Genomic DNA, 24480 nt, shown 5'->3' with positions numbered 1-24480 from the left:
AAACAGACATGACAATGAACAACAAGAAACTGGAAAGAAGCAACAACCGCATGATTGCGGGCGTATGTGCAGGACTTGCCGAATTTTTCGGCATCGACCCTACCGCCATGAGAGTGGCCTACACGCTGCTCACCGTCTTCACCTGCTTCAGCGGAGTATTGGCCTATATCATCATGTGGATTATCATTCCACCCAAAGCCAATTAGCAACATGATACGAATAGGAATACTGGGAGGAGCCGGCTATACCGCCGGCGAACTCATCCGTCTGCTCATCAACCACCCCGACGCCGAGCTGGTCTTTGTCAACAGCAGCAGCAATGCCGGCAATCTGCTCACCGATGTCCATGAGGGACTCTACGGCGAGACCTCCATGCGCTTCACCGACGCGATGCCCTTCGACGAGGTCGACGTGGTGTTCTTCTGCTTCGGCCACGGCAAGAGCCAAGCCTTCCTGCAGGAGCATACCATCCCCGACCACGTGCGCATCATCGACCTGGCGCAAGACTTCCGTATCGCCGCGCCCGACCACGACTATGTCTACGGTCTGCCCGAGCTCAACCGCGAAGCCATCACCACCGCGCGCCACATCGCCAACCCCGGCTGCTTTGCCACATGCATCCAGCTGGGTCTGCTACCTGCCGCCAAGCTGGGTCTCATCACCAGCGATGTGAGCGTCAATGCCATCACCGGCTCTACCGGTGCCGGCCAGAAGCCCACAGCCACCACCCACTTCTCCTGGCGCAACAACAACCTGAGTATATACAAGGCGTTCAGCCACCAGCATATCGCCGAGATACGCCAGAGCCTCGCCCAGGCACAGGGCCATCTCGAGGCTGCCATCGACTTCATCCCCTACCGCGGCGACTTCGCCCGTGGCATCTTTGCCACCGAGGTGGTGCACACCGATGCCGACATCGAGACCATCGAGGCTGCCTACCGCGACTTCTACCGCGATGCCGCCTTCACTCACTATGTAGACAAGGCGATAGACCTGAAGCAGGTGGTCAATACCAACAAGGCGCTTGTACACTGCGACAAGTATGGCGACAAGCTGCTCATCACCTGCTGCATCGACAATCTGCTCAAGGGTGCCGTGGGACAGGCGGTGCAGAACATGAACCTCATGTTCGGGCTCGACGAGCGCACCGGACTGCGGCTGAAGCCCTCTGCATTCTGATTATACCTTATTATATATATAGCGACTATGAATCTGTTTGATGTATATTCCCTCTCGGACGTGAACATCGTCAAAGGCCGTGGCTGTCATGTCTGGGACGACAAGGGACAGCAATATCTCGACCTCTATGGTGGCCATGCCGTCATCAGCATCGGCCACTGCCACCCACACTACGTGGAGATGATGACAGCCCAGCTCAACAGGCTGGGGTTCTACAGCAACTCGGTCATCAACCGACTGCAGGAGCAACTCGCCGAGCGTCTCGGCAAAGCCTGCGGGTATGACGACTACAGCCTCTTCCTGGTCAACTCGGGCGCCGAAGCCAATGAGAACGCGCTCAAGCTGGCATCGTTCAAGACCGGACGCACCCGCGTGCTCGCTGCCGGCAAGGCCTTCCACGGCCGCACCTCGCTCGCCGTCGAGGTGACCGACATCGCCAAATACAATGCCCCCATCAATGCCAACGGACATACCACCTTCCTGCCCCTCAACGACCTGGAGGCATGGGAAACCGAACTCGCCAAGGGCGACGTGGCTGCCTGCATCATCGAGTGCATCCAGGGCGTGGGCGGACTGAATATGGCTACAGCCGAGTTTGCCCAGGGTCTGCTCGAGGCTTGCCACCGCAACGGCACCATCCTCATCTGCGACGAGATACAGTGTGGCTACGGCCGCAGCGGCAAGTTCTTTGCCCACCAGTGGCTCGGCATACGCCCCGACCTCATCACCGTGGCCAAGGGCATAGGCAACGGCTTCCCCATGTCGGGCGTGCTCATCGCGCCGAGCTTCGAGGCGGTGAAGGGCCAGCTCGGCACCACCTTCGGAGGCAACCACCTGGCATGTACCGCCGCCCTGGCTGTGCTCGACGTCTTCGAGCAGGAGCATCTGGTGGACAATGCCCATGAGGTGGGCGAATATCTGCTCGCCAGACTGCGCGAGCTGCAGCAGGAGTCGCAGCATATCGTCGAGGTGCGTGGCCGCGGACTCATGGCGGGTGCCGTGCTCGACATCCCCCATAGCGAGGTGCGCTCGCGACTCGTGCACGAAGAGCATTGCTTTACCGGTTGCGCCGGCACCAATATCCTACGCATCCTCCCTCCGCTATGCCTCACCCGTGCCGAGGTCGACGACTTCATCGGTCGCCTCGGACGCACACTTGCCAAGTTATAACGATAGCCATCATCGGGGCTGGCGCCATGGGGCGGCAGTCTGGCTGAGGGTCTGCTCAGCCTAAAAGCCCCTCCCCCCAGCCCAGGGTTGAGGGCGAAGACCGCTACCTTGGGTGCAAGTACGACCATTATAGCAACGCTGTAAGTGTTGCGATTAGCCGCAGGCGTTACCCGCACCAGGACAATGGGCGGAACTATATAGGACGGTATTATCAGATTGAGTATAACGCCTTCGGCTAAACGCAACTCCTACAGAGTTGCCAGGGGAAGCCCCATCCCAACCTTCCCCAAGGGGAAGGAGTTCCACCAAAGGTCCATCCAAACCACTACAAGCCCCATCCCAACCTTTCCCAAGGGGAAAAAACGTCATCAAACCGCCTCAAACACAGCAGGAAGGAACTCACGCCCCTTGGGGAGGGCTGGGGAGGGGCCCCAGGAGGCATGGCGGGGTGTGTGGACGGGATTATCATTTTGCCATTTTTCGCTACGAAAAGTACAAAAAACATAGTTTTTGTGTCGGATTTCATCATTTTTTTTATAATTTTTCGCTCGGAAAGAGAGATTCGGCTTCGCCCTGTGGTTATTCCTCCCGGCTCGGGGCGCAGTTTTATTCATACGGGAGCTATATAAATAAACCTACAAAATGAAGAAAATCTACTTCATCCTATCACTGTTGGCCACAACAGTGGCATCGGCGTATGCTGCCGTAAACCCACCCACCATCGGTTTCCCCGACAACTATCTGGGTACCCAATTCAAAGCTACGTGGGAAGACGCCGGCGCCGACTCCTATCTGTTCAGCCTCTACACTCTGGGCGACAACATGATGAAATTCGACGAGACCTTTGCCAATGTGAACCACAGTGGCGGCAAAATCAACACAGCCAACCCCAACATTCCTGTTGGTTTCAGCGTTGACATCTCCAAGAACGGCACCACCGACGTGGTCTACTACAACGACCGCGACCACATCGTGCTGGACGCCAACGACGACAAGGTGTCTACCTCCCTCATGGTGGGCGGCAACCTCTCCAGATGTATCTTCAACGCCAACCTTATCAATGCGCAGGGCATCACCAAGGAAAACTCGAGCCGTTTCAAGGTGACTCTCTACGACAAGGCCGGCGACATGATCAGTTCGGGTCAGGTAGAGGCTTACTATTTCTACATCAAGGAAGATTTTGACCTGGAGGATGCTTTCGGCGGAATCCGCTCCAACATCGGCAAGGTGGTCTTTGAGATTGTCAAGGACGACAGCCACAACGTGGGCGACATCGCCATCAACTCTATACAGTATGAATACAAGGCCCCCGTATACGTGATGCGCGACAAGGAGGTCGAGGGTACATGGATCGTTCCCACCGACCTGGATGCCGAGAAGGTCTATTACTACTATGTAAAGGCAAAGAATGGCAGCGAGGTTTCTGACATGTCGGCCATCATGTATGTCGATGGTTTCCTGAGTGTCAACACCCTGCCCGCCAGCAACATCAAGAGTACCTCGTACACCGCCAACTGGGAGTATCTGCCCAAGGCGCTGGGCTACTATGTGCAGCCATACCGCTTCGACGTGGTCGAGGACACCAAGATAGACAAGCGCCTTGACGACCAGTTCTCCAAGGCTACCGAGGGCACCACGATGCTTCCCATCAGCATCAACTCGGAAGACCTGGACAAGTATACAGACTGCACAGGTTGGAGCGGACGCAATGTGCTGATGGCCAAAGGCATGATAGGTGCCGATGCAGGCCGCTTCCCCATGAACATGTCTTATCTGCACTCGCCCATTATGAACCTGTCGGCCAACGGCGGCAAGTACAAAATACACCTCAAGGCCCATGGTACTGCCGGCGACGCCCTCAACGTATACCACGTGGGATATATGGTAGACGGCAAACTGAACATGCACACGGCAACCTTCGACAAAAATGGCAATATCGATGAAGAGTGGGAGATGAACGACGGCGACTCTGAGACCATGCTCTCATTTGAGGATAAAAGACTCAAGAAGTTCTTCATCGATGAGATTACTGTAAGCCAGGGTCTCTACAAGGGCGACATCATCACCGTGAAGTATGACCTGGTGAAACTCACCGACGGCAAGACCACCTCTTACGACTTCTCTGGTCTCGAGGAGAACAAGAAGTATGGTTACCAGGTGACAGGATGGCGTCACAACGACGTGGGTGGCGAGGTAATCTCAGGCACATCACCCATTGTATATGCCGACCTGAGCATCGCTGCAGGCATCGATGACAACGTGGTAGCCAACGGCGACCCCAAGGTAAGCGTAAGCGACAACACCGTGACCGTGACGCTGGCGCAGGCTGCTCCCATCTATGTCTTCACCCTCGACGGATGCAACAAGCAGACTCTGAGCGGCAAGGCTGGCGCCAACACGCTGACCCTCGCTGCCGGACAGGTATACATCGTCAAGGCCGGTGGCCGCGCCTACAAGGTTATGGCACGCTAACCGCACAGACGACCCATAAACAATTTCCACGGCGGAGCAGGACATCACCGGATGTCTGGCTCCGCCGTTGGCGTTGGATGGGGTGCGTCTAAAAAAAACGGCAGGCAAAAAAATGGGGAAAATAGCGGTGCATGTCAGGTTTTTTGCGTATTTTTGTGACATCAACAGTATCCCGCACACAATCGATGCCGGCATCGGCTATTTGTCCGGCGCTGACAAATCAAATAAAGGAAGAAAGAGATGAAGACATTTTTCAATGTAGAAGACCTGGGCGACCTCCGTCAGGCGCTCGCCGAGGCACAGGAGGTAAAGCGCGACCGCTTTGCCTTTCAGGAATTGGGCAAGAACAAGACTCTGCTGATGATATTCTTCAACAACAGTCTGCGTACACGCCTCTCTACCCAGAAGGCAGCCATGAACCTGGGAATGAACGTGATAGTACTCGACGTCAATGCCGGCGCATGGAAGCTGGAGACCGAGCGTGGCGTAATCATGGACGGCGACAAGAGCGAGCATCTGCTCGAAGCCATCCCCGTGATGGCAAGCTACTGTGACATCATCGCCGTGCGCTCGTTTGCCGGGCTCAAAGACCGTGACTTCGACTATGCCGAGACCATCGTCAACCAGTTTGTGCGCTACAGCGGCCGCCCCGTTGTGGCTATGGAGACTGCCACGGTGCATCCGCTCCAGGCCTTTGCCGACCTCATCACCATCGACGAGCACCGCAAGACGGAGCGTCCCAAGGTGGTGCTCACCTGGGCTCCCCACTGCCGTGCGCTGCCACAGGCTGTGCCCAACAGCTTTGCCCAATGGATGAACGCTGCCGATGTAGACCTGGTGGTGACCCATCCCGAAGGCTACGAACTGGACGAGAAGTTTGTGGGCAATGCCCATGTGGAGTATGACCAGCGCCGCGCGCTCGAAGGTGCCGACTTCGTGTATGCCAAGAACTGGAGCTGCCCCGGCGTAAGCTGCAAAGAGGACTATGGCAAGATACTCTGCAAGGATATGTCGTGGACCATCGACTCGGAGCACATGAGCTGGACTCATGACGGATACTTCATGCACTGTCTGCCCGTTAGACGCGGCCTCATCGTCACCGACGATGTGATAGAGAGCGACCACTCGCTTGTCATCCCCGAAGCCGCCAACCGCGAGATAAGCGCCGAGGTGGTGCTCAAGCGCGTGTTGGAAACCCTATAATACATAAGATTATGAGAAGACTGTTTATAACTATCATTGCTATAGCAGCCCTGACAGCAGCTTCGGCCCAAGGCATCATAAGACCAAAGACTTCGGGCGCAGCTGTCAAGAAGAAACCTGCCACGACCGTCAGGCACAAAAAGCCGCAGCGCACGCCAAGCCCCAAAGAGAGATTTGACATGGACGCCCACCGCAAGCGTCTGGTCAACAAGCTGCTGGGGGATATGGTGTATGTCAAGGGCGGCACCTTCACCGCCGGATGTGACACGGTAAGATTCAACAAAGAACGCGCGAGAGAGATAACGCTCGATGGCTATTATATCTGTAAATACGAATTGAGCATGGCTCTATGGGACGCCTTCATGAAAGACAACTGGTGGGATGGAGACTATGAGTATTACACCAAGAACCCTATGGGGAAGGATTATGCCAAATGCAACATATCGTGCAAAGAAATCCAGACATTTCTGGAACGCCTGAATGCCTACTGCGGTCAGGAGTTTCGTCTGCCCACCGAGGCCGAATGGGAATATGCTGCCATAGAGGGTAAGCCTCAGGCTCGCTACCGATTCAGCGGCAGCAACAATGCCAATGAGGTGGCGGTGTATAAAGATAACTTGGAAGGGGAAGAAAAAAAGTCATATCACATGGGATGCAAGAAACCCAACGGTCTGGGACTCTACGACATGTCTGGCGGAATCGCAGAGATGTGCTATGACCCCTATAACACCTATTCGCCCGACCGACCGGTCACCCCCAACGGTAAGAAAGACTACAAATGTCCGCCAGGAGAACACACTCATGTGACCAAAGGCGGTCACTATCAATCGCTCGAGCATGAACTCTATCCGTGGGCAAGAGGCTTGTGGATTAGCGACGGTTATGGCGCATGGTATGTAACCATTCGCCTGGTGGCTACGGAGATTAGAAAATAGTATTAATACAGATAAATATCCTGCTGCGAGTAACGATATTCCCAAGGAGAAATGGAGAAAACATAATACACAAGAAGCCCCATCTCAGCCTTCCAAGGGGAAGGAGTGCCAGCTGAGGCCCCATCCCAACCTTCCCCAAGGGGAAGGAACTGCACAAGCGGCCCATAATCCACTCTCCCATACCACATCTATACGGGTGAAGATAAACAGAGTTTTCCGCAAGCAACAGCAACGCTGTAAGTGTTGCGATTCCCCAGCCCAGGGTTGCGGACGAAGACCGCTACCCTGGGTGCAAGTACGACCATTATAGCAACGCTGTAAGTGTTGCGTTTAGCCGCAGGCGTTACCGCACCAGGTTGATGGGCGGAAATATATAGGACGATATTATCAGATTGAGTATAACGCCTTCGGCTAAACGCAACTCCTACAGAGTTGCTTCTCTTTATTATGTCAGTACCCAGGGTAGAGGCGCTGTGCACCTCAACCCTGGGCTATAAAATCGCAACTCCTACAGAGTTGCCAGGGGTGCGTACCATCCACGATGGGCTAACTATATCCATTGCCCCAAAGAGGCCACATCCAAACCACCACACGCCACATCCAAACCTTCCCCAAGGGGAAATGCCATGGAGGAGGCCGGTTTCACCCGCGCAGTGTTTAAGGAGATTGTGGCGCGCACTTTCTCCTTGACGAAGGTTGGGAATGGGCTCTCTTTGGCATCGCTGCAGGTGTCGCGCCTTGCCGTAGGCGTGATACTCTGTTTAATGGTATTTTCCAACGCATTGCAGGCCATTATCCAGCTGCGGGTAACGCCTGCGGCTAATCGCAACTCTTACAGAGTGCTATGATATTAGTACTATCAAACCGGGAGGTGGCTTCGCCCGCAGCCCTGGGCTTTGTAATCGCAACTCCATTACCTTTCAGCGGCGCACTGTGCCACGCCGGTAACCATCGGTTCAGAGTTGACGGTGAGGATGTTGACAAACACGCAATCGGCATGCATAAAAAAAGGGGGGAGGCTCGTTGCGAGCTCCCCCCCTTTTAAAGGATGTTGACAAACACGCAATCGGCATGCATAAAAAAAGGGGGGAGGCTCGTTGCGAGCTCCCCCCCTTTTAAATCATGTTCAATTGTGAGATTCCTGATATTAGTAGATTATTGTTTCTTGGGCAACCATGTACAGATTTTCTTGTCCTTCCAACCATCTACCGATGAGTAATCAACCATATGGATGTTGCCGTCGGTGGTGGGCACGAGGAACTCCATGCGGGTGCCTTCGCGTGTGGGCTTCACGGGGGTGAGTTTCACCTCGCCGTTGGCATCTGCCACTACCTGTACAGGTTTGTTGTAATCAGCGTCAATATTTTCGTCGCGCGCCAGCACCATGGGGCCGTAGATGACAGCCTGGTAGTTCCAAGCGTCGGGGTTGCTGCCGTGGGGCGCGTCGATGAGGCGGCATCGCATGTCAAAGGTCAACTCTATCTTGTCGCCCTTCTTCCACTTGCGTGTCAGGGTGAGATACTTGCCAGCCACTACATTGTCGATGGCTTTGCCGTTGACCTTGACGATGGTGTTGGTGCTCCATCCTGGGATGCGGAGCATGAAGTCGTACTTCTCCTTCTGTGCCTCGCCGATGGTGATGGTCGCAGTGTTGGCGAGTGGGAACTTGGTGTCGATGGTGAATGTCACGGCGTTGCCCTTGAGGGTCTTGGCTGTGGCTGTAGCTGCATTGTAGAGGTTTACGACGGGTCCGCGGTCGTTCTGCATCACGGCTACATAGGGTATATATGCCAATCCCATAGGTCCGCTCAGGTTGCAGCAGGTCACAGCCATGCCGTCGATGGTGGTACCCCATCCTCTGTCGGTCACCTTCTGACCGTTGAGCAGGTTGACGTAGCTGAATCCGTTGCCACCGGGCTTCATGGCACCGATGAGTCCGTTGTAGACATACTTCTCGATGAAGTCGACAGCAGAAGCGTCGCCAGTGATGCGCAGGATTTGGCTGCAGAGCTTCATCCAGGTCACTCCGGCGCAGGTCTCCATCATGCGTTCTATCTTGGGGTTGGTCTGCTCGAGGGCAGTATCGTCCCATGCCTCACCTCTCCACTTGGGATAGTAGGGATAGTCGGCACCACCGTTACCGATAATGGTAATCTCGTATTTCTTCAGGTTTTCAAAGAGGTTGAGCGTAGACTGCTTCCACTTCTCCTCGCCGGTGCAGCGGTAGTACTCTACCAAGCCTTCATAGACCGAGAGCATCTCATAAGCCTTGGGGTAGCCATTGCCCATGAGTCGAGGACGTACGTTGTCGAGACTCTCCTGGAAGATGTTGGCGCCACGGCATCCGCCCTTCTTGATGAGATAGGTACAGAAGTCGAGGTAGCGCTTGTCGCCGGTGAGCTTGTAGATGCGCATCATGGGCTCCATCACCGAGTAGCTCTCGATGCCAGTGCGGCTCCATCCCTGGGTATTGATGTCTACCTTAGGAGCGTCGCCTATCTGGTCTATCACGCTGTTGGCCTCGGCAATCATCAGTTTGAGCACGCGTGGGTCTTTCTCCACATGTGCATAGTACTGCGAGAGTCCGAGCATGATATATTTGCGCTCCCAGAGGTCGCCACCCTTGGCGTCGGGCTGCTTTTCTACGGGCGAGCAGGCTATAGCACCGTTGCTCTGCACATACTTGAACACCTTGTTGACGGTGTTGACCAGTATCTTCTTGAGTTCGGGGTCCTTGTTATATGCATAAAGCATGGCTCCACTGCGAACAGCCTTGGCCCACATCTCACCAACAGCGAAATTGGGTCGGTTGACGTTGTTATCGTAGAACTCCATGAGGCGGTCGTAGGGCACGACGCCCTTGTTCCAATGCTCAACACTGTTGTGGATGTCATTGTCGAAGTATCCATGGAGCTGGATGCTGTGGTCTGAGAGTGGAGAAATCAGGTCTTTAACTTTCTCGTTTTGCGCAGAGGCAGACAGAGCGAGCATCATGGCTGCTCCGAGGCATAAGGTCTTGGTGATATTAGTCATGTTACTTTCAGAATTTGGTGCAAAGGTAAATATATAAATAGGTAGGGCGCCGGATGTCGTTGTTAATAAATGTTATTCGGCTCAAAACATGTGCGCAAAATTGCGCAAAAAAAAGAGAGACACTCCCCGCATGAGGAATGTCTCTCTTTATTTCTTGGGTTTTACCCTTGGGGATGCCGTTATTAAGCGTTGGTGTTAACCACTCTCTTTTCACGGATGCGGGCAGCCTTACCAGTGAGCTTGCGCAGATAGTAGAGCTTAGCGCGACGAACCTTACCTACCTTGTTCACCTCGATAGAATCGATGTTGGGTGACTCGATGGGGAAGATACGCTCAACGCCTACAGTACCAGACATCTTGCGAACGGTGAAACGCTTCTTGTCACCGTGGCCTGAAATCTTGATTACTACACCACGATAGAGCTGGATACGCTCCTTAGAACCCTCGACGATTTTGTAAGCGACAGTTACGGTGTCTCCTGCACGGAACTCAGGGAACTTCTTGCCGGTTGCAAACGCTTCTTCAGCAACTTTAATTAAATCCATTGTTGTTTTTAAATTAAATATTGTTTGTCGTTCCAACCCAACATGGCATGACAACTCTTCCATCAACCAGCGGTTAGGCCGAAAAGCGGTGCAAAATTACTATTTTTTTCACTATGTACCAAATATTTAGGTAAAAAAACAGCTTCTCGGCTCCCATTTTTGTCACTCCCATTTGCCGGCCTTGAAGATTTCATAGAGCGCCTTGGACCATTGCGCATAGCCTTCTTTCTTGAGATGCGGGTCTTTCGAGAGATAATAGTCACGCACGTTTTTCAAGTTGATACCACAGTATTTTCCCACTTCCAGCACTCGGCAGTTATAACGCTGGGCAATGGCACGCTGCACTGCGGAAAGTTGCATCCACTTGCGGTTGCGCTCGGTTTTCTCGAATGCCTCCTCGTCAAAGGAGCCGTCGGCGCGCAGCACTTCCGGTGCATTGAAATCAAAATTGAAATAAGAGGGCATGAACCAATAAATCTCCGTGTTGGGGAGGTTGCTCTTCAGATATTCCATCAGTCCTTTATAGCACGACCACAGGCTTACTTTATCCGTCCAGTTGCAACTTTTTGTCCAGCCCGAAGCATCCTTTCCTGTATAAAACACCACATACTCTTCCACACGAGGCCCATCGGTGACAGCTACTTGCAACCCGCTCTCCTTGGTGTCGACCCAGACCTTGTTGTTCTTGTCATAATAATAGGAGATGGTGAAACTGTTGTCGCCGTTGTCTACGGCCGACCACCCTGCTCCATAGAACTTGGAAGCTAACCACTCTCTGGTTTGTGCCACGCTCATGCCGGCAGGCAATGTAAGATTCACCCTCGGACTTCTACCTACATGAAAACAAATTTCACCTCCATGCTTTGAGGGCGCGATGATTTCTATACGGTTGCCATGCCTGTTGGGATTGGCATAGGGGAATACCAGCATGTTGCCCGCAGCCCGTTGGGCTTTCGGAGTAGCCTTCAGAATTTTCCGCAGATTTTTCTCACAATAGGCCTTGGCAGCTTCTTTCGATTCCAGCACACTCTTGGCTGCAGTTCGCTTGCTGCCCTGCATCCAGGGTTCATCGTCAATACTTCCTTCCACACCCGTGTCAGGGTCTGTGAAGTTCATATCGTTGGTGTTGGAAATCATAATGATGTCGATGGGCAGACTATCCTTGAGTGCTACCAAGAGCTTTGCCCTGCCCAGAGTGCCGTTCATGGTAGCAGGAGCTGAATCTGAACCACCATAGGAAATGTACCTGCGGTTGAGTTTGGGGTAGAAAATGCATCCCGTTTGGTCAGCAAACTGTTGCTGCCAGGGCGTCCCGTCTCCCAAACTGTCGAAGAGTGTCCAGAATCCTTTCCCTTGCAAAATTTTCTCCTGCGCATGCAGCTGCCCCCATAGAGGCAACAGCATGACCCATACTACAAAAAGTTTTTTCATGATAAATGTGTTATTTGTTTAGTGAATAATGATCAGACGCTACTGGTTGAGCACACGCTGCAGGCGGCTTATACGCTCGCCGGTGGGCATCTGGGTGTGCTCAAGTCCGCCCCAGCCGAATACCTTCAGGGCTTCGTCGATGCGCTTCAGGGCGCGACGGTTGCCCTTGGCCTGCAGTTCTGCTCTGAGCAGACGCACCTTCTCGCAGCACTGTATGCCTTCGACCATGCGGTCGAACCTCATGCTGCTGCGGCCACCGGGATAGACGATATAGGTGTCGCCGGCGGGCCAGGAGCGGAAGCGGGTGTCGCGCATGGGGTCGACAGTCCAGCTGTTGTAAGCCCAACGCAGCAGACCGTCGTATCCCTGCACCATGGCGTGGATGGGGATAAAGGCGCCCTCGGCGGGGTCGGAGAAGGTGAAGGTGTTGGGGAAGCTCTCGGTACAGCATATATAGCAGGTGGTAGACTGACCGCGGCTGCGGCGCTCGGCGATGATGCTGCGGTCGAGCGGGCTACCGTAGGGAACGCTCAGGTCGGCGAGCTCGTGCTCTATCTCCTTGTGGTAGTTGCCGGCGAGGGTGATGTGGAAGTCGGCATCGGCTTCGCGTATCACAGCGATAGCCGACTGCATATCTTCGAGCTGGCGTTCGTCCATAGAGATGGCGGCACGCTCAAACCAGCCACGCTGGCGCAGGTGTCGGGCGAAGTCGCGCAGGAAGGGCAGCCAGTAGTCGCGGTAGGCGGCGTCTTGCGGACGGGCGTTGACAAATTTCACCGTATTGGAAGCCTGGTCGTAGTAGTCGAACTGCAGCGCCCAGGGTATCATGGTGTAGCAGTCGATGGTGCCGGTGATGCCCACCTCGCGGGTCATGAACTCTACCCAGCGGTCAAACACGGTGTAGTCGTATTTCCACTGTCCGTCGACGGTCAGCGTGCGCTGTATCATGCTGCCGAAGGGGTCTTCGGTCTGTCCGTTCCAGGGGTGGTGCATGATGCTGGCAGTGATGGACTTCTGTCCAGCGTCGGCAAGCATCTTCATCACGGGGAGCATGGCGTCGAAGTGCTCGCGGCTCCACAGTTTCACGTTCATGACACGCGCCACGGCATAGGGGTTCTGCCACAGGTCGAGGTCGAAAGCCCAGTCTTTGGGCGCAGGCAGTTGGCGGCTGCCCACCTTGACCTCGAGTGCCACTTCGGCCTTCTCTCCCTTGTCGCTGGTGAGGACTATCTTACCTTTATATATACCCGCGCGCGTGATGGCAGGCACCCACACGTTGACCCAAACCGGGCGGGTGGTGCAGCGGGGGATACGGTCGATGTGGGGACCATAGACCATGTCGGCGACCATCGACGAGTCGAAGTCGGCCTTGTTGGGACGGTGCCCGCAGTTGGATTTGCCGTTATGGTTGAGCTCGTCGGTCATCACATATCCCACAAATCCGGCGTTGACGGCCTTGGCGTCTATCACCTCTCTGCCACAGGTCAGGGCTGTAGCCTCTACGCGTGGCGATACGATGTCGTGGCGCGTCCATACCACAGCCTGAGCCATGACGCGCTCGCCAGCCCATGCGTCGAGCCTCAGGGTCTTTGCCATGCGCCCACGGGGCACGTTCATCTTGGCGTAGCGGACATCGGTGGAGCCCCACGCCATTTGCACTGCATCGGGCACGCGCGCCCATACCTCGTTGCCGTCGTGCGGCTTGGTGTCGGTCAGTTCGCTGGCCACCAGGGTGTCTGTCTGTGCCCACATCGGAGCCACAGACAACAGGAGAAACAGAGAGAATAGAGTCTTCTTCATACCTTGTATAATTATTGTCAGTAGACAAAGTTACTACAAAGTCAAGACAATGCAAAGGAAAGTTCCAGTTAATTTGCCCTCTACCCTGCCCCGAGTGGCGGCGGTGAGGGTGGCGGCGATGAAAATCTGCACCTGTTTACATTCTTTAAGCCCGAATAGTTGGGCGGTTGTCGCTTTTTTGGTAATTTTGACCTATATAATTATAAAGATTAAGAATATGACATGGATTATTGTTTTGGTAGTCGTCGTACTACTCGCGTTGTGGCTCGTAGGCCAGTACAACAACCTGGTGCGCATGCGCAACAATCGTGAAAATGCTTTCGCCAACATCGATGTGCAGCTCCGTCAGCGTTATGACCTCATCCCCCAGCTGGTGGCTACCGTCAAGGGATATGCCACCCATGAGAAAGAGCTGCTGCAGCGCGTCACCGAGGCACGCACAGCCGCTATGGGAGCCACCAATATCAACGACAAGATAGCCGCCGACAACCAGCTTACCGGTGCGCTCGCCGGACTGAAGGTGCAGCTCGAGGCCTATCCCGACCTCAAGGCCAACCAGAACTTCATGCAGCTCCAGACCGAGATAGCCGACATCGAGAACAAGCTGGCTGCCACCCGCCGCTTCTTCAATTCGGCTACGCGTGAGCTCAACAACGCCGTACAGGTGTTCCCTTCCAACATCATCGCCCAGATGTTCGGTTTCCACAAGGAGGTGATGTTTGAAATCCCCCAGACCGACCGTGAGGCTATGGACAAGGCCCCCGAAATCAAGTTCTGAGCCTATGCAGTATGTTGGTATGATGACGCAGATACGGCGCAACAACCTGCGCAGCGTGCTGCTTCTGCTGTCTTTCCCGCTGATTATCCTTGCCACGGTGTGGGTGTTTCTCGCCATCATCCAGTCGATGGGCGCGCCACCCGCTGACGCCTATGGCAATGTGGCTGCCGAGGTAGACTACGACGCCGTCAACCGCTCCTTCGTGGCCATCGCTCCCTGGGTGGTGGGCATCGTGGGTGTGTGGTTCCTCATCGCCTACTTCGCCAACTCCTCGATGGTGCGTGCCGCTACGGGAGCCCGCCCGCTCACGCGGAGGGAGAACCCGAGGGTATACAATATCGTGGAGAACCTCTGCATGACCTGCAACATGGATATGCCCCAGATCAACATCGTCAACGACCCTCAGCTCAACGCCTTTGCCTCGGGCATCGACAAGAAGAGCTACACCGTGACCGTCACCACCGGACTGCTGCGCGTGCTCAACGACGACGAGCTGGCGGGAGTGCTGGGCCACGAGCTCACCCATATCCGCAACCGCGACACCCGTGTGCTCATCACGAGCATCGTCTTCGTGGGCATCGTCTCGACGGTGATGAGCGTAGTGATGCACATGATGTTCAACGCCATGTTCTACGGCTCTCACAGCCGCAGCCGCGACGAGAAAGGCTCGGGCGTGAGCATCATCATTGTGATGCTCGTGGGCGTGGTCTGCTGTGCCGTGGCCTACTTTTTCACCCTCATCACGCGCTTTGCCATCTCCCGCAAGCGCGAGTATATGGCCGATGCCGGTGGCGCCGAGCTCTGCGGCAATCCGCTCGCACTGGCTTCGGCACTGCGCAAGATATCTGGCGCCCCCGGTTTGCAGGGTGTGCAGCGCCAGGATGTAGCCCAGCTCTTCATTATCCATCCCCAGGCTCTCACGAGCGGCATGATGGGCTTCTTCGACTCGCTCTTCAGCACCCACCCCGATACCCGCAAGCGCATCGCGATACTCGAGCAGTTTTGAAACCACTCTTCCGCCGACAATCATCATCGAGGGAGAGACCGCCAGACGGCATGTCGCCATGGCGGTCTCTCCCTTTTTGCGTTCCCCGAGCATGAAAACAGCAGCCGTAATAAAAATATTGCCAAAAAACGAAGGTCGATTGGTGGAAAATAAGTAACTTTGTACAAACAATCTAATCAACATCATGCAGAAGAGCAAGTATTTGGTAACCAACGAGCGCGACCAGCTCTGGGGACTCACCATCAGTACGGTGGGTTATGAAGAGATAAGCAATGGTGAAGAGTATCCCACCAGCGGCCATGCTGACGGCTATTATTTTGATGTCAACAAGGGTCGTGAACTTCATGAGTATCAATTGCTCTATGTCACCCGCGGCGAGGGAGTCTTTGAGACTACCAACCAGCGACCGACCCGTCTGCGCGAGGGCGACCTCTTCCTGCTTTTCCCCCATGAGTGGCACACCTACCATCCTGGTCCACAGGGATGGAACTGTTATTGGATTGGTTTCAGCGGCCGCAATGTCGACGACCGCGTCCGTGCCGGCTTCCTTACTCCCCAACACCCCATTTACCATGTAGGTTTCTCCGATACCATCACCCGTCTCTACGACGAGGCTTACCATGCCGCCGTCCAGGAGGCAGCCTATTCGCAGCAGTTGCTGGCAGGTATAGTCAACCACCTTATAGGTTTGATGTATTCGCTCGAGCGCAATATCCTTCTGAGCAAGAACAGTGAGCACGTCGATATGATCAACCGTGCACGTTTCATCATGCGCAAGGAGGTAGAGAGCGACCTCACCGTGCAGCAGATAGCCGAACAGCTGGGCGTGAGCTACTCCAGCTTCCGCAAGCTCTTCAAGGAGTATACCGGCATCTCGCCCGCGCTCTACCAGCAGGACCTCAAGCTGCAGCGAGCCAAGGAGCTGCTCTCCACCACCGACCTCTTCGTCAAGGAGATAGCCTATATGCTCAATTTTGATTCGCCCGACTACTTCTCTTCCAAGTTCAAGCGGAAGACGGGACTCAAGCCGAGCGACTTCCGGAATATAGATAGAAAATAGAGTTATACATTAATCATAAGAATCATGAAAAGTATTTTAGACGGACGCCCTCTCCTGAAGAAGGAGATTGACCAGATAGCCGAAGTGGCTGGTTATTTGTGGCAGAATGGATGGGCTGAGCGCAATGGTGGCAACATCACTGTCAATATCAGCAAGTATGTGGATGACGAGATGAGGCACATGCCTGCCCTCGGCGAAATCAAGCACATCGGCATCACGCTCCCCCATCTGCGTGGTTGCTACTTCTACTGCAAGGGTACCGGCAAGCGCATGCGCGACCTCGCCCGCTGGCCTATGGACAACGGCAGCGTCATCCGCATCCTCGACGACTGCGAGACCTATGTCATCATCGCCGACAATCTCGTCCAGCCTACATCAGAGTTGCCCAGCCACCTGGCCGTGCACAACCGTATGATAGAGAAGGGTTCACCCTACACCGCCACGGTTCACACCCACCCCATCGAGCTGGTGGCTATGAGTCACAACAAGAAGTTTATGGGCAAGGATGTGCTCACCAACATCCTTTGGAGCATGATTCCCGAGACCAAGGCGTTCTGTCCGTTAGGTTTGGGCGTAGTGCCTTATCAGTTGCCCGGCAGCCTCGGACTGGCAGAGGGAACTCTCGCCGAGCTCGAAGACTACGACGTGGTATTGTGGGAGAAGCACGGCGTCTTCGCCAAGGGCCTCGACGCCATGGATGCCTTCGACCAGATTGACGTACTCTCCAAGAGTGCCAAGATATACATCAATGCCAAGTGCATGGGCTACGAGCCCGATGGCATGAGCGAAGAGCAGCTCAAGGAGATGACCGTGGCATTCAATCTGCCTAAGTAGGATACAACTGAAAGCCCCAACTAAGGCCCTCCTAAAGCCCCACCCCAACCCTCCCCAAGGGGAGGGAGTCCCTTCTTACTGTGTTTAAGGCGGTTAGAAGATGCTCCTTGCCCTTGGAGGTGGTTGAGATGGGGCTTATTGTTGCTTTTCGCCCCTTGGAGAGGATTGGGGAGATGCCTCTGTTGGGCTTCTCTTTTTTTATTTTGCTCCTTTTCAGCCTGCCTTGCGCAGGTGCGGCGCTGAGGTTGGTGTCGGATATCCCTGAGATGGTTCTCGGGAATATCCGACACCAACTTTTTACGCAGAGGGCAAAGCCGTGAAAAGGAGCAACGCCTTTCCGGCTCTTATATCCATACATTGCATACCGCGGAGGGATGGTTACAACCGCCCGCGTCTATCATTGGCGGCTCGTAACGGTTGATACGTGTCCTCGTAACAATTGATACGTGACCTCGTGACTTATGGCACGAGCCCTCGTAACGGCTGATACGAGCCAACCGAGGGCGTCCCCCTTGGCGGGATAATGGACAGGAAATTGGTGGAGTGCATTATCAGAGTGAGTATAATAACATTCTCCCTTACATTTCAGTCCACTATCCTGCTGTGGGTAACGCCTTCGGCTAACCGCAACTCCTACAGAGTTGCCGCTGCTTGTGGGCTTTCCCATATCCACACGCTCTTTGTCTACATATAGGGTAGCGTGCTTCGCCGGCATCCCTGGGCTGTGTAATCGCAACTCCTACAGAGTTGCCGCTGCTTGTGGAGGCCTCTCTCCGAACTCTCAACATGAGCGGAAGAGCTACAATAAGCCCCATCCTAACCATCTCCACCAAGAGGAAGGAGTGTTCTCTAACTGCCTTAAATACAGCAAGAAGAAACTCCTTCCCCTTGGGGAAGGTTGGGATGGGGCTTTTGTTTGACGCCCTCCCCTTGGGGAGGGTTGGGGAAGGGCTTCTGTTTGTTTTAGAAGTCCAGCACCATGGTCTGGCGGGGACGGAGTTTTACGTTGTGGTTGATGATTACGGATCTGCCCGTCGTCACATCTGTGGCTTTCACGGCGTTGCCGATAATCTCAGCATAACGCTTGATGTCGAGCTCGGCTGCCTCGTTTCTGCCATTGATGACGGTCATGACGGTCTTGCCTTTATACTGACGCGCCACCACATAAATGCCACGGTAGGGGCAGAACTGGGTCTGGGAACCCTTCGTAATCACCTCGTTACCTTGTCGCCAGTGGAGCAGTCGGCTTGTCCAGCTGAACATATCGTTCTGCGCCTTGGTGCGTCCTTCAGCTGTGAAGGCGTTGGTAGCGTCGCCAGCCCATCCACCGGGGAAGTCCTTGCGCACATTGCCGTCGGTGACAGACTTGGTGCCATTCATGAGTACTTCGGTGCCGTAGTAGAGCTGCGGAATACGGTTTATGGTCAGCAGCAGAGCCAGTGCCTGCTTGAGAGCCAACGTATCTTTGCCCGTACCCAAGAAGCGGTCGGTGTCGTGGTTCTCAATAAACGCCATCACGCTCTTGGGATTGGCATAAAGATAGTCATAGCACAACACATTGTATATGCGGTTCATGCCATTCCACCAGTCGTCGGTCTCCTCGTGCTTAGCCAGATTGATGCGGTCGTAGAAGGCGAAGTCCATGACGGTCTTCAGATAGCTGTTCTTCTCGGAGAGCTTGCTGTCCTTCTGCCAGGCAGCCGTATAGGCAGGCTCGGTGACCCACGTCTCACCCACGGTGTTGAAGTTGGGGTATTCGCGGTCGAGCGTCTGCATCCAGAGAGCCATGCCATCGCGGTCGGCATAGGGATAAGTGTCCATGCGGATGCCGTCAATGCCAACAGTCTCAATCCACCACTCACTGTTCTGGATAAGATACTTCATGACGTGCGGATTGCGCTGGTTGAGGTCGGGCATGGTGGGCACGAACCAACCGTCGACCGTCTCTTTCAGGTCTACCTTGCTGGCGTAGGGATCGAGCACGGGTGTGAGCTTATAGCTGGTCTGCAGATACTTGTCGTTGACTTTAGCCTTTCCGTCTACGGTGTCCATCTTCTTTTGGTGGGCTGCGGTCTGGTATTCGGGAAGCAGCCATTCGGGCGTGTTGAACCAGTCTTTGGACGGCATATCTGCCACCCAGGGATGCTCAAAGCCGCAATGATTGAAAATCATGTCCATCACCACCTTCAGACCCTTGCTGTGGGCCTCGTCGATGAGACGCTTATACTCCTCATTGGTTCCGAAACGCGGGTCGACGCGATAATAGTCGGTCGTGGCGTAGCCGTGGTAGGAGGAGCTGGTGCCATTGCTGGGGCTATCGTTCTCGAGTACGGGCGTGAACCACAGCGCCGTGACGCCAAGTTGAGTGAAATAGTCGAGGTGCTGGCGTATACCCTCAAGGTCGCCACCGTGGCGCAGGCTCGGAGCCGTGCGGTCGCAGGTCTTGTCGCGCATATTCTTGAAGGCGTCGTTGTGGGGATTGCCATTGGCAAAGCGGTCGGGCATGAGCATATAGAGCACATCCTCATTGGTGAAGCCCATGCGCTTGTCGCCCGCCATAGCGCGCTCCTTCAGCTGGTACTTCACCTTCTGCGTCTGCTTGCCCTGCTTGAAGGTGAGCGTCATTTCGCCAGCCTTCGCGCCCTCAAGGTTGAGGTAGACGAAGAGATAGTTGGGCGAGTCGAGACGCGCGATGGAGTCGATGCGCACTCCGGGATAGTTGACCTCAACGGCGGCATTGCGCACGTCCTTGCCATATACCATCAGCTGGAGCGAGGCATCCTTCATGCCGACATACCAGTTGGTGGGTTCGATGCGGTCTACCTTTACTCCCGCATGCAAGCTCATAGCACTCATAAGCATTACTAATGATAGCAGTTTTTTCTTCATCATCTTGTTTTTATTATGGTTTTACTTCTTGTAGAGTATCATTGCCGACTGGCGGGGCACCACCACCTCGCTGCCCTTGACGGGCATGCCTATGCCGGCTTCGGAGATGACGCCGTTGCAGCAGGCCACCGTGTATTCGCCCTCGGGGACGGTCACGGGCACAGCAGCCCGGTTGGCGTTAAGGATGACGACAATCTCTCTCCACGTATCGATGCCCTCGAGGTCCTTCAGGCGGAACGCCACGAGGCAGTCGCCGGTGGCGATAAACTCCAGATGACTCCTTACGGCGTCGGCACTGGCGAGGCGGAAGGCAGGATGATGCTTGCGGAGGCCTATCAGGGCGCGGTAATACTCAAAGACCTGTGGGTGCTGCTTGAGGTTGTCCCAGTTGAACTCATTGATACTGTCGGGCGAGGCAAAGCTGTTGTGCACACCCTTCTTGTCGCGCAGCATCTCTTCGCCAGCCAACATGAAAGGCACACCCTGCGAGGTGAAGACCGCCGTCTGGGCCAGCAAGTCGAGACGGATGAGCTCTGCCATGCGGTCGGCTTCGGATCTCGTCGCGTCGGAGAGTCCGGGAATGCTCGCCTTGAGTCGGTCTACGAGACACATATCGTCGTGACAGCTCACATAGCTAATCTGCTGCGTAGGCTCGTTTGCCCACGGTTGCTTGTCGTAGTTGACGCGCGCCATGTCGACCTGCTTATGAGCGATGCCGCCCACGATGCCGAACTTGAGGCTCTCCTCCTCGCCCTTGATACCGGCGAGGAACGCACCCTTGGTGTCGTCGCTGAACGGGCCACGCAGCGCATCGCGCATGTCGTCGCTGAACGCTCCGATGCCATTCAGACGGTGGGTGTTGGCCTTCATGGCAAGTCTGTCCTGCGGATAGGCACACGCGCCGGCACTCCAGCCCTCACCATATATATATAATGTGGGGTCAATCTGGTCTACGGCGGCACGTATCTGGTTCATCGTCTCGATGTCGTGAATGCCCATGAGGTCGAAGCGAAATCCGTCGATGTGGAACTCATTGACCCAGTACTTGACGCTCTCTATCATAAACTCGCGCATCAACGGCCGCTCCGAGGCAGTCTCGTTGCCGCAGCCCGAGCCATCGGAGTAGCGTCCGTCGGCAGTCTTGCGATAGTAATAGTCAGGGTAGGTAAGCTGGAAGTTGCTTCCGGCGATGTCGAACGTATGATTGTAGACGGCATCGAAGATGACACGGATGCCAGCCTTGTGGAGCGCCTGCACCATCGCCTTGAACTCGCGTATGCGCACCCCTGGCTGATATGGGTCGGTGGAATAACTGCCCTCAGGCACATTGTAATTCTTCGGGTCGTAGCCCCAGTTGAACTGGGGGCGATAGAGCTGCGTCTCATCTATCGATGCGAAGTCGAACAAGGGCTGGAAATGGATGGCGTTGACGCCAAGGCGCTTCAGATAGTCGATGGCGCGAGGCTCGGTCAGAGCCAGATACTTGCCACGGTGCTGAAGGCCCGAAGTGGGGCTGATGGAGAAGTCGCGCATGTGGAGCTCGTAAATCACGAGGTCGGCAGGCGATGCGAGAGGCGGACGCTGGTCGTCGGCCCAGCCCACGGGGTCGGTGTCAGCCATATTGATGATGGCACCACGGCTGCCGTTGACACCTACAGCCTTGGCAAACGTGCCTGGGCACTCGCCTCTGCCGATGTCGAAAGTATAGAACATGCCGCCGAGGTCGCCCTTTACCGTAGCCTCCCAGCGGTTGTCGCCGATGGCACGCATCTTCACGGTCTTGACGGGTCGGCCGCCCTGTCCGTTCTTATAGATACGCACTTTAGGGAGGGAGGGCGCATTGAGGCGGAACACGGTCTTGGTCTTGTCGTAAGTCATCTCGTCAAAGCGTCCCTGCGCGTTGGCTCCGACCGTAATCATTGCGGCAAGAAATGCCGGTAACATATATTTCTTCTTCATGCCAGATGCTGTGGAGTTGCGGTTATTTTGCGATAAGTGATACGGCGAAGCCACCGCCACGTGCCTCATTAATCTTCAGCACATCACCCTTCTTGACAGTCTTGTGGATAATCTGGTAAGCCTTAGGGTTGTGCTCGTAGTCGGCACCCTTGGCATCCTGATAGATGGCACAGTCGTACTTGCGACCCTTGTCGAGGAAATCGAGGCGCACTACAGCCGTGCGGGCCTCTTCGCCCGTCTTGCCACCTACAAACCAGTTGTCGGTACCCTTAGCCTTGCGAGCCACGGTGATGTATTGGGCAGGCTCGGCCTCAAGATACTTAGAGTCGTCCCAGTCGCAAGCCACATCGCGGATGAACTGGAAGGCGTCGTCGTACTTCTCGTAGTGTTCGGGCAGGTCGGCAGCCATCTGCAACGGGCTGTACATGACCAGATAGAGCGACAGCTGTCCGCAGAGGGTGGTGTGGACGAAGCTCGGGTTCTGGCTCCAGTCAGAGAGTCGGGTCTCGAAGATGCCGGGGGTATAGTCCATCGGGCCACCCTGCAGACGGGTGAACGGCAGCATCACGGTATGGTAAGCTACGTTTCCGCCGAAAGCCTCATACTCGGTGCCGCGGGCGCTCTCGTTGCCTATGAGGTTGGGCCAGGTGCGGCAGATGCCGGTAGGGCGAGTAGCCTCGTGGGCATTGACCATGATGTGGTGCTTGGCGGCAGTCTCGATGACATGCTGATAGTGATTGTTCATAAGCTGGCTGTAGTGATATTCGCCGCGAGGGATGATGTCGCCGACATATCCCGTCTTGACAGCGTCGTAGCCATACTTGTTCATCAGGCTGAAGGCATCCTCCATGTGGCGCTCGTAGTTGAGAGCGGATGAGGAAGTCTCGTGGTGCATCATCAGTTTCACTCCCTTGGCGTGGGCATAATCGTTGAGCATCTTGATGTCAAAGTCAGGATAAGGAGTGACGAAGTCGAAGACGTCGAGCTTCTGATGGCCGAACCAGTCTTCCCATCCTTCGTTCCAACCCTCGACCAGCACTTCCTGCAAGCCATTCTTGGCAGCGAAGTCGATATAGCGCTTCACCTCCTCGTTGGTTGCGCCATGTGTGCCGTTGGGCTTGCACTTGGTATAGTCGGTAAAGCCGAGACGAACCGAAGGCAGGTCGTTGGTGTAGCTCCATGACTTGGTGCCGACAATCATGTTCCACCACACACCGCAGTACTTGGTGGGATGAATCCAAGAGGTATCTTCTATCTTGCAAGGCTCGTTGAGGTTGAGGGTGAGCTTGCAGGAAAGCATGTCGCGGGCGTCGTCGCTAACCATCACTGTGCGCCACGGGGTGTTGAAGGGAGTCTGGATAAAGCCCTTGCGGCCCACGGCGTCGGGGGTAAGCCACGACTCGAAGACAAGGTTCTTGTCGTCAAGGTTGAGGTGCATCGTGGGGTAGTCCAAGCAGGCTGCCTCGTGGATATTGATATAGAGTCCGTCCTTGGTCTTGAGCTGCAGCGATGTCTGCACCCCGGTGTTGGAGAAGACCGTAGTGGACGAGTTGCTCTTGTATGCCTCGCGGTATTTGGCAATAACCGCGCGGATGCCGGTAAGCGGAGTGATGTTGTACTCATACTCCTGCGTATCGTAGTCGCCGGGAATCCAGTAGGCGGTATGGTCGGCGGTCATCGCAAACTGGGTGTGCTCCTCTTTTATCACGAAATAGTTGAGCGTCTGCTGCTGCGGAAACTCGTAGCGCAGTCCCATGCCATAGTCGTAAACGCGGAAACGGATGGTGATGTCGCGGTCGGAGGAGGGCTGGTGCAGGCAGACAGCCATCTCGTTGTAGTGGTTGCGGATGGTTGCGGTCTCGCCCCATACGGGTCGCCATGTCTCGTCGAAGGAAGAGGTCTTCGTGGACTTAACCGTGAAGCCGTCCATCAGGTCGGTCTCTTCCATGCCTTTAGAGGCGTGCTTGTCCCGGGCAAGCTCCAGTCCGAGGTGGGAAGGGTTTACCACCTGCTTGTCCTTGTACTTCATTTCGTATGTGGGCTGGCCCTTGTCTGAGAGCGAAAAGGTGAGCGACACATTGCCGTTGGGCGACTTTACGGTCTGGGCTGCAGCCATCATCGGGAGCAGCGCCAACAATATGATATATTTCTTTATCATGCTGATAGTTGTTATTGCTTGCTTCATG

The 24480-nt window shown here is 55.1% G+C and carries 18 protein-coding genes; 10 read left to right on the top strand and 8 right to left on the bottom strand.

Annotated elements, in window-relative coordinates:
* Positions 1-14 precede the first annotated feature (14 nt).
* The 6 genes from CIK95_RS10110 to CIK95_RS10085 all read left to right on the top strand — a co-directional run bounded on the left by CIK95_RS10110 (position 15) and on the right by CIK95_RS10085 (position 6959).
* Positions 15-206 carry a PspC domain-containing protein gene (locus CIK95_RS10110; RefSeq protein ID WP_022311657.1) on the top strand — a complete coding sequence of 64 codons (192 nt, stop codon included), beginning with the start codon at positions 15-17 and terminating at the stop codon, positions 204-206.
* A gap of 4 nt (positions 207-210) precedes the next feature.
* A complete protein-coding gene (gene argC, locus CIK95_RS10105) occupies positions 211-1179 on the top strand; it encodes an N-acetyl-gamma-glutamyl-phosphate reductase (RefSeq protein ID WP_094466933.1) in 969 nt (322 codons plus the stop codon).
* Positions 1180-1206: 27 nt separating this feature from the next.
* Positions 1207-2349: an aspartate aminotransferase family protein gene (locus CIK95_RS10100; RefSeq protein WP_094466932.1), complete on the top strand. Its 1143-nt coding sequence runs from the start codon at positions 1207-1209 to the stop codon at positions 2347-2349.
* A gap of 642 nt (positions 2350-2991) precedes the next feature.
* A complete protein-coding gene (locus tag CIK95_RS10095; RefSeq protein ID WP_094466931.1) occupies positions 2992-4821 on the top strand; it encodes a hypothetical protein in 1830 nt (609 codons plus the stop codon).
* Positions 4822-5061: 240 nt separating this feature from the next.
* A complete protein-coding gene (locus tag CIK95_RS10090) occupies positions 5062-6024 on the top strand; it encodes an acetylornithine carbamoyltransferase (protein ID WP_094386918.1) in 963 nt (320 codons plus the stop codon).
* An 11-nt stretch (positions 6025-6035) separates the two neighbouring features.
* Complete coding sequence (locus CIK95_RS10085; RefSeq protein ID WP_094466930.1) at positions 6036-6959, top strand: SUMF1/EgtB/PvdO family nonheme iron enzyme; 924 nt, start codon at positions 6036-6038, stop codon at positions 6957-6959.
* 1155 nt (positions 6960-8114) lie between these two features.
* Here CIK95_RS10085 and CIK95_RS10070 read toward each other — a convergent pair.
* From CIK95_RS10070 to CIK95_RS10055, 4 genes are all read right to left on the bottom strand, one after another.
* A complete protein-coding gene (locus CIK95_RS10070) occupies positions 8115-9992 on the bottom strand; it encodes a beta-L-arabinofuranosidase domain-containing protein (RefSeq protein WP_094466927.1) in 1878 nt (625 codons plus the stop codon).
* Between the two features lie 182 nt (positions 9993-10174).
* Positions 10175-10537: a 50S ribosomal protein L19 gene (gene rplS / locus CIK95_RS10065; protein WP_094386923.1), complete on the bottom strand. Its 363-nt coding sequence runs from the start codon at positions 10535-10537 to the stop codon at positions 10175-10177.
* Positions 10538-10699: 162 nt separating this feature from the next.
* Positions 10700-11968, bottom strand: coding sequence for a hypothetical protein (locus tag CIK95_RS10060; RefSeq protein WP_144007801.1), 1269 nt, complete (start codon positions 11966-11968; stop codon positions 10700-10702).
* A gap of 39 nt (positions 11969-12007) precedes the next feature.
* Entirely contained in the window at positions 12008-13768 is a 1761-nt protein-coding gene (locus tag CIK95_RS10055) for a DUF4091 domain-containing protein (RefSeq protein WP_094466925.1), read from the bottom strand.
* A gap of 217 nt (positions 13769-13985) precedes the next feature.
* Between CIK95_RS10055 and CIK95_RS10050 the strand changes: the two genes are divergently transcribed.
* The 4 genes from CIK95_RS10050 (at position 13986) to rhaD (ending at position 17446) form a co-directional block, all read left to right on the top strand.
* Positions 13986-14546, top strand: coding sequence for a LemA family protein (locus CIK95_RS10050; RefSeq protein ID WP_022310415.1), 561 nt, complete (start codon positions 13986-13988; stop codon positions 14544-14546).
* Between the two features lie 4 nt (positions 14547-14550).
* Positions 14551-15552 carry a M48 family metallopeptidase gene (locus tag CIK95_RS10045; RefSeq protein WP_022310414.1) on the top strand — a complete coding sequence of 334 codons (1002 nt, stop codon included), beginning with the start codon at positions 14551-14553 and terminating at the stop codon, positions 15550-15552.
* A gap of 184 nt (positions 15553-15736) precedes the next feature.
* The gene (locus CIK95_RS10040; protein WP_094421869.1) at positions 15737-16612 is read left to right on the top strand and encodes an AraC family transcriptional regulator; all 876 of its coding nucleotides are present in this window, start codon (positions 15737-15739) and stop codon (positions 16610-16612) included.
* Between the two features lie 24 nt (positions 16613-16636).
* Positions 16637-17446, top strand: a complete 810-nt coding sequence (rhaD, locus tag CIK95_RS10035) for a rhamnulose-1-phosphate aldolase (protein ID WP_022310412.1) — start codon at positions 16637-16639, stop codon at positions 17444-17446.
* 31 nt (positions 17447-17477) lie between these two features.
* Here the strand turns inward: rhaD and CIK95_RS13205 are convergent, their stop codons facing one another.
* The 4 genes from CIK95_RS13205 to CIK95_RS10015 form a co-directional block, all read right to left on the bottom strand.
* Complete coding sequence (locus CIK95_RS13205) at positions 17478-17804, bottom strand: hypothetical protein (RefSeq protein ID WP_158214706.1); 327 nt, start codon at positions 17802-17804, stop codon at positions 17478-17480.
* A gap of 605 nt (positions 17805-18409) precedes the next feature.
* Complete coding sequence (locus tag CIK95_RS10025) at positions 18410-20335, bottom strand: glycoside hydrolase family 13 protein (protein WP_094388708.1); 1926 nt, start codon at positions 20333-20335, stop codon at positions 18410-18412.
* Positions 20336-20356: 21 nt separating this feature from the next.
* Positions 20357-22294: a type I pullulanase gene (pulA, locus tag CIK95_RS10020; RefSeq protein ID WP_094466924.1), complete on the bottom strand. Its 1938-nt coding sequence runs from the start codon at positions 22292-22294 to the stop codon at positions 20357-20359.
* Between the two features lie 22 nt (positions 22295-22316).
* Entirely contained in the window at positions 22317-24452 is a 2136-nt protein-coding gene (locus tag CIK95_RS10015; RefSeq protein ID WP_173849874.1) for a glycoside hydrolase family 97 protein, read from the bottom strand.
* Positions 24453-24480 lie beyond the last annotated feature (28 nt).

Origin of the sequence: Prevotella sp. P5-108 (assembly GCF_002251385.1) — a bacterium.
Lineage (GTDB): Bacteria > Bacteroidota > Bacteroidia > Bacteroidales > Bacteroidaceae > Prevotella.
This window is presented reverse-complemented; position numbering and strand designations above follow the sequence as displayed.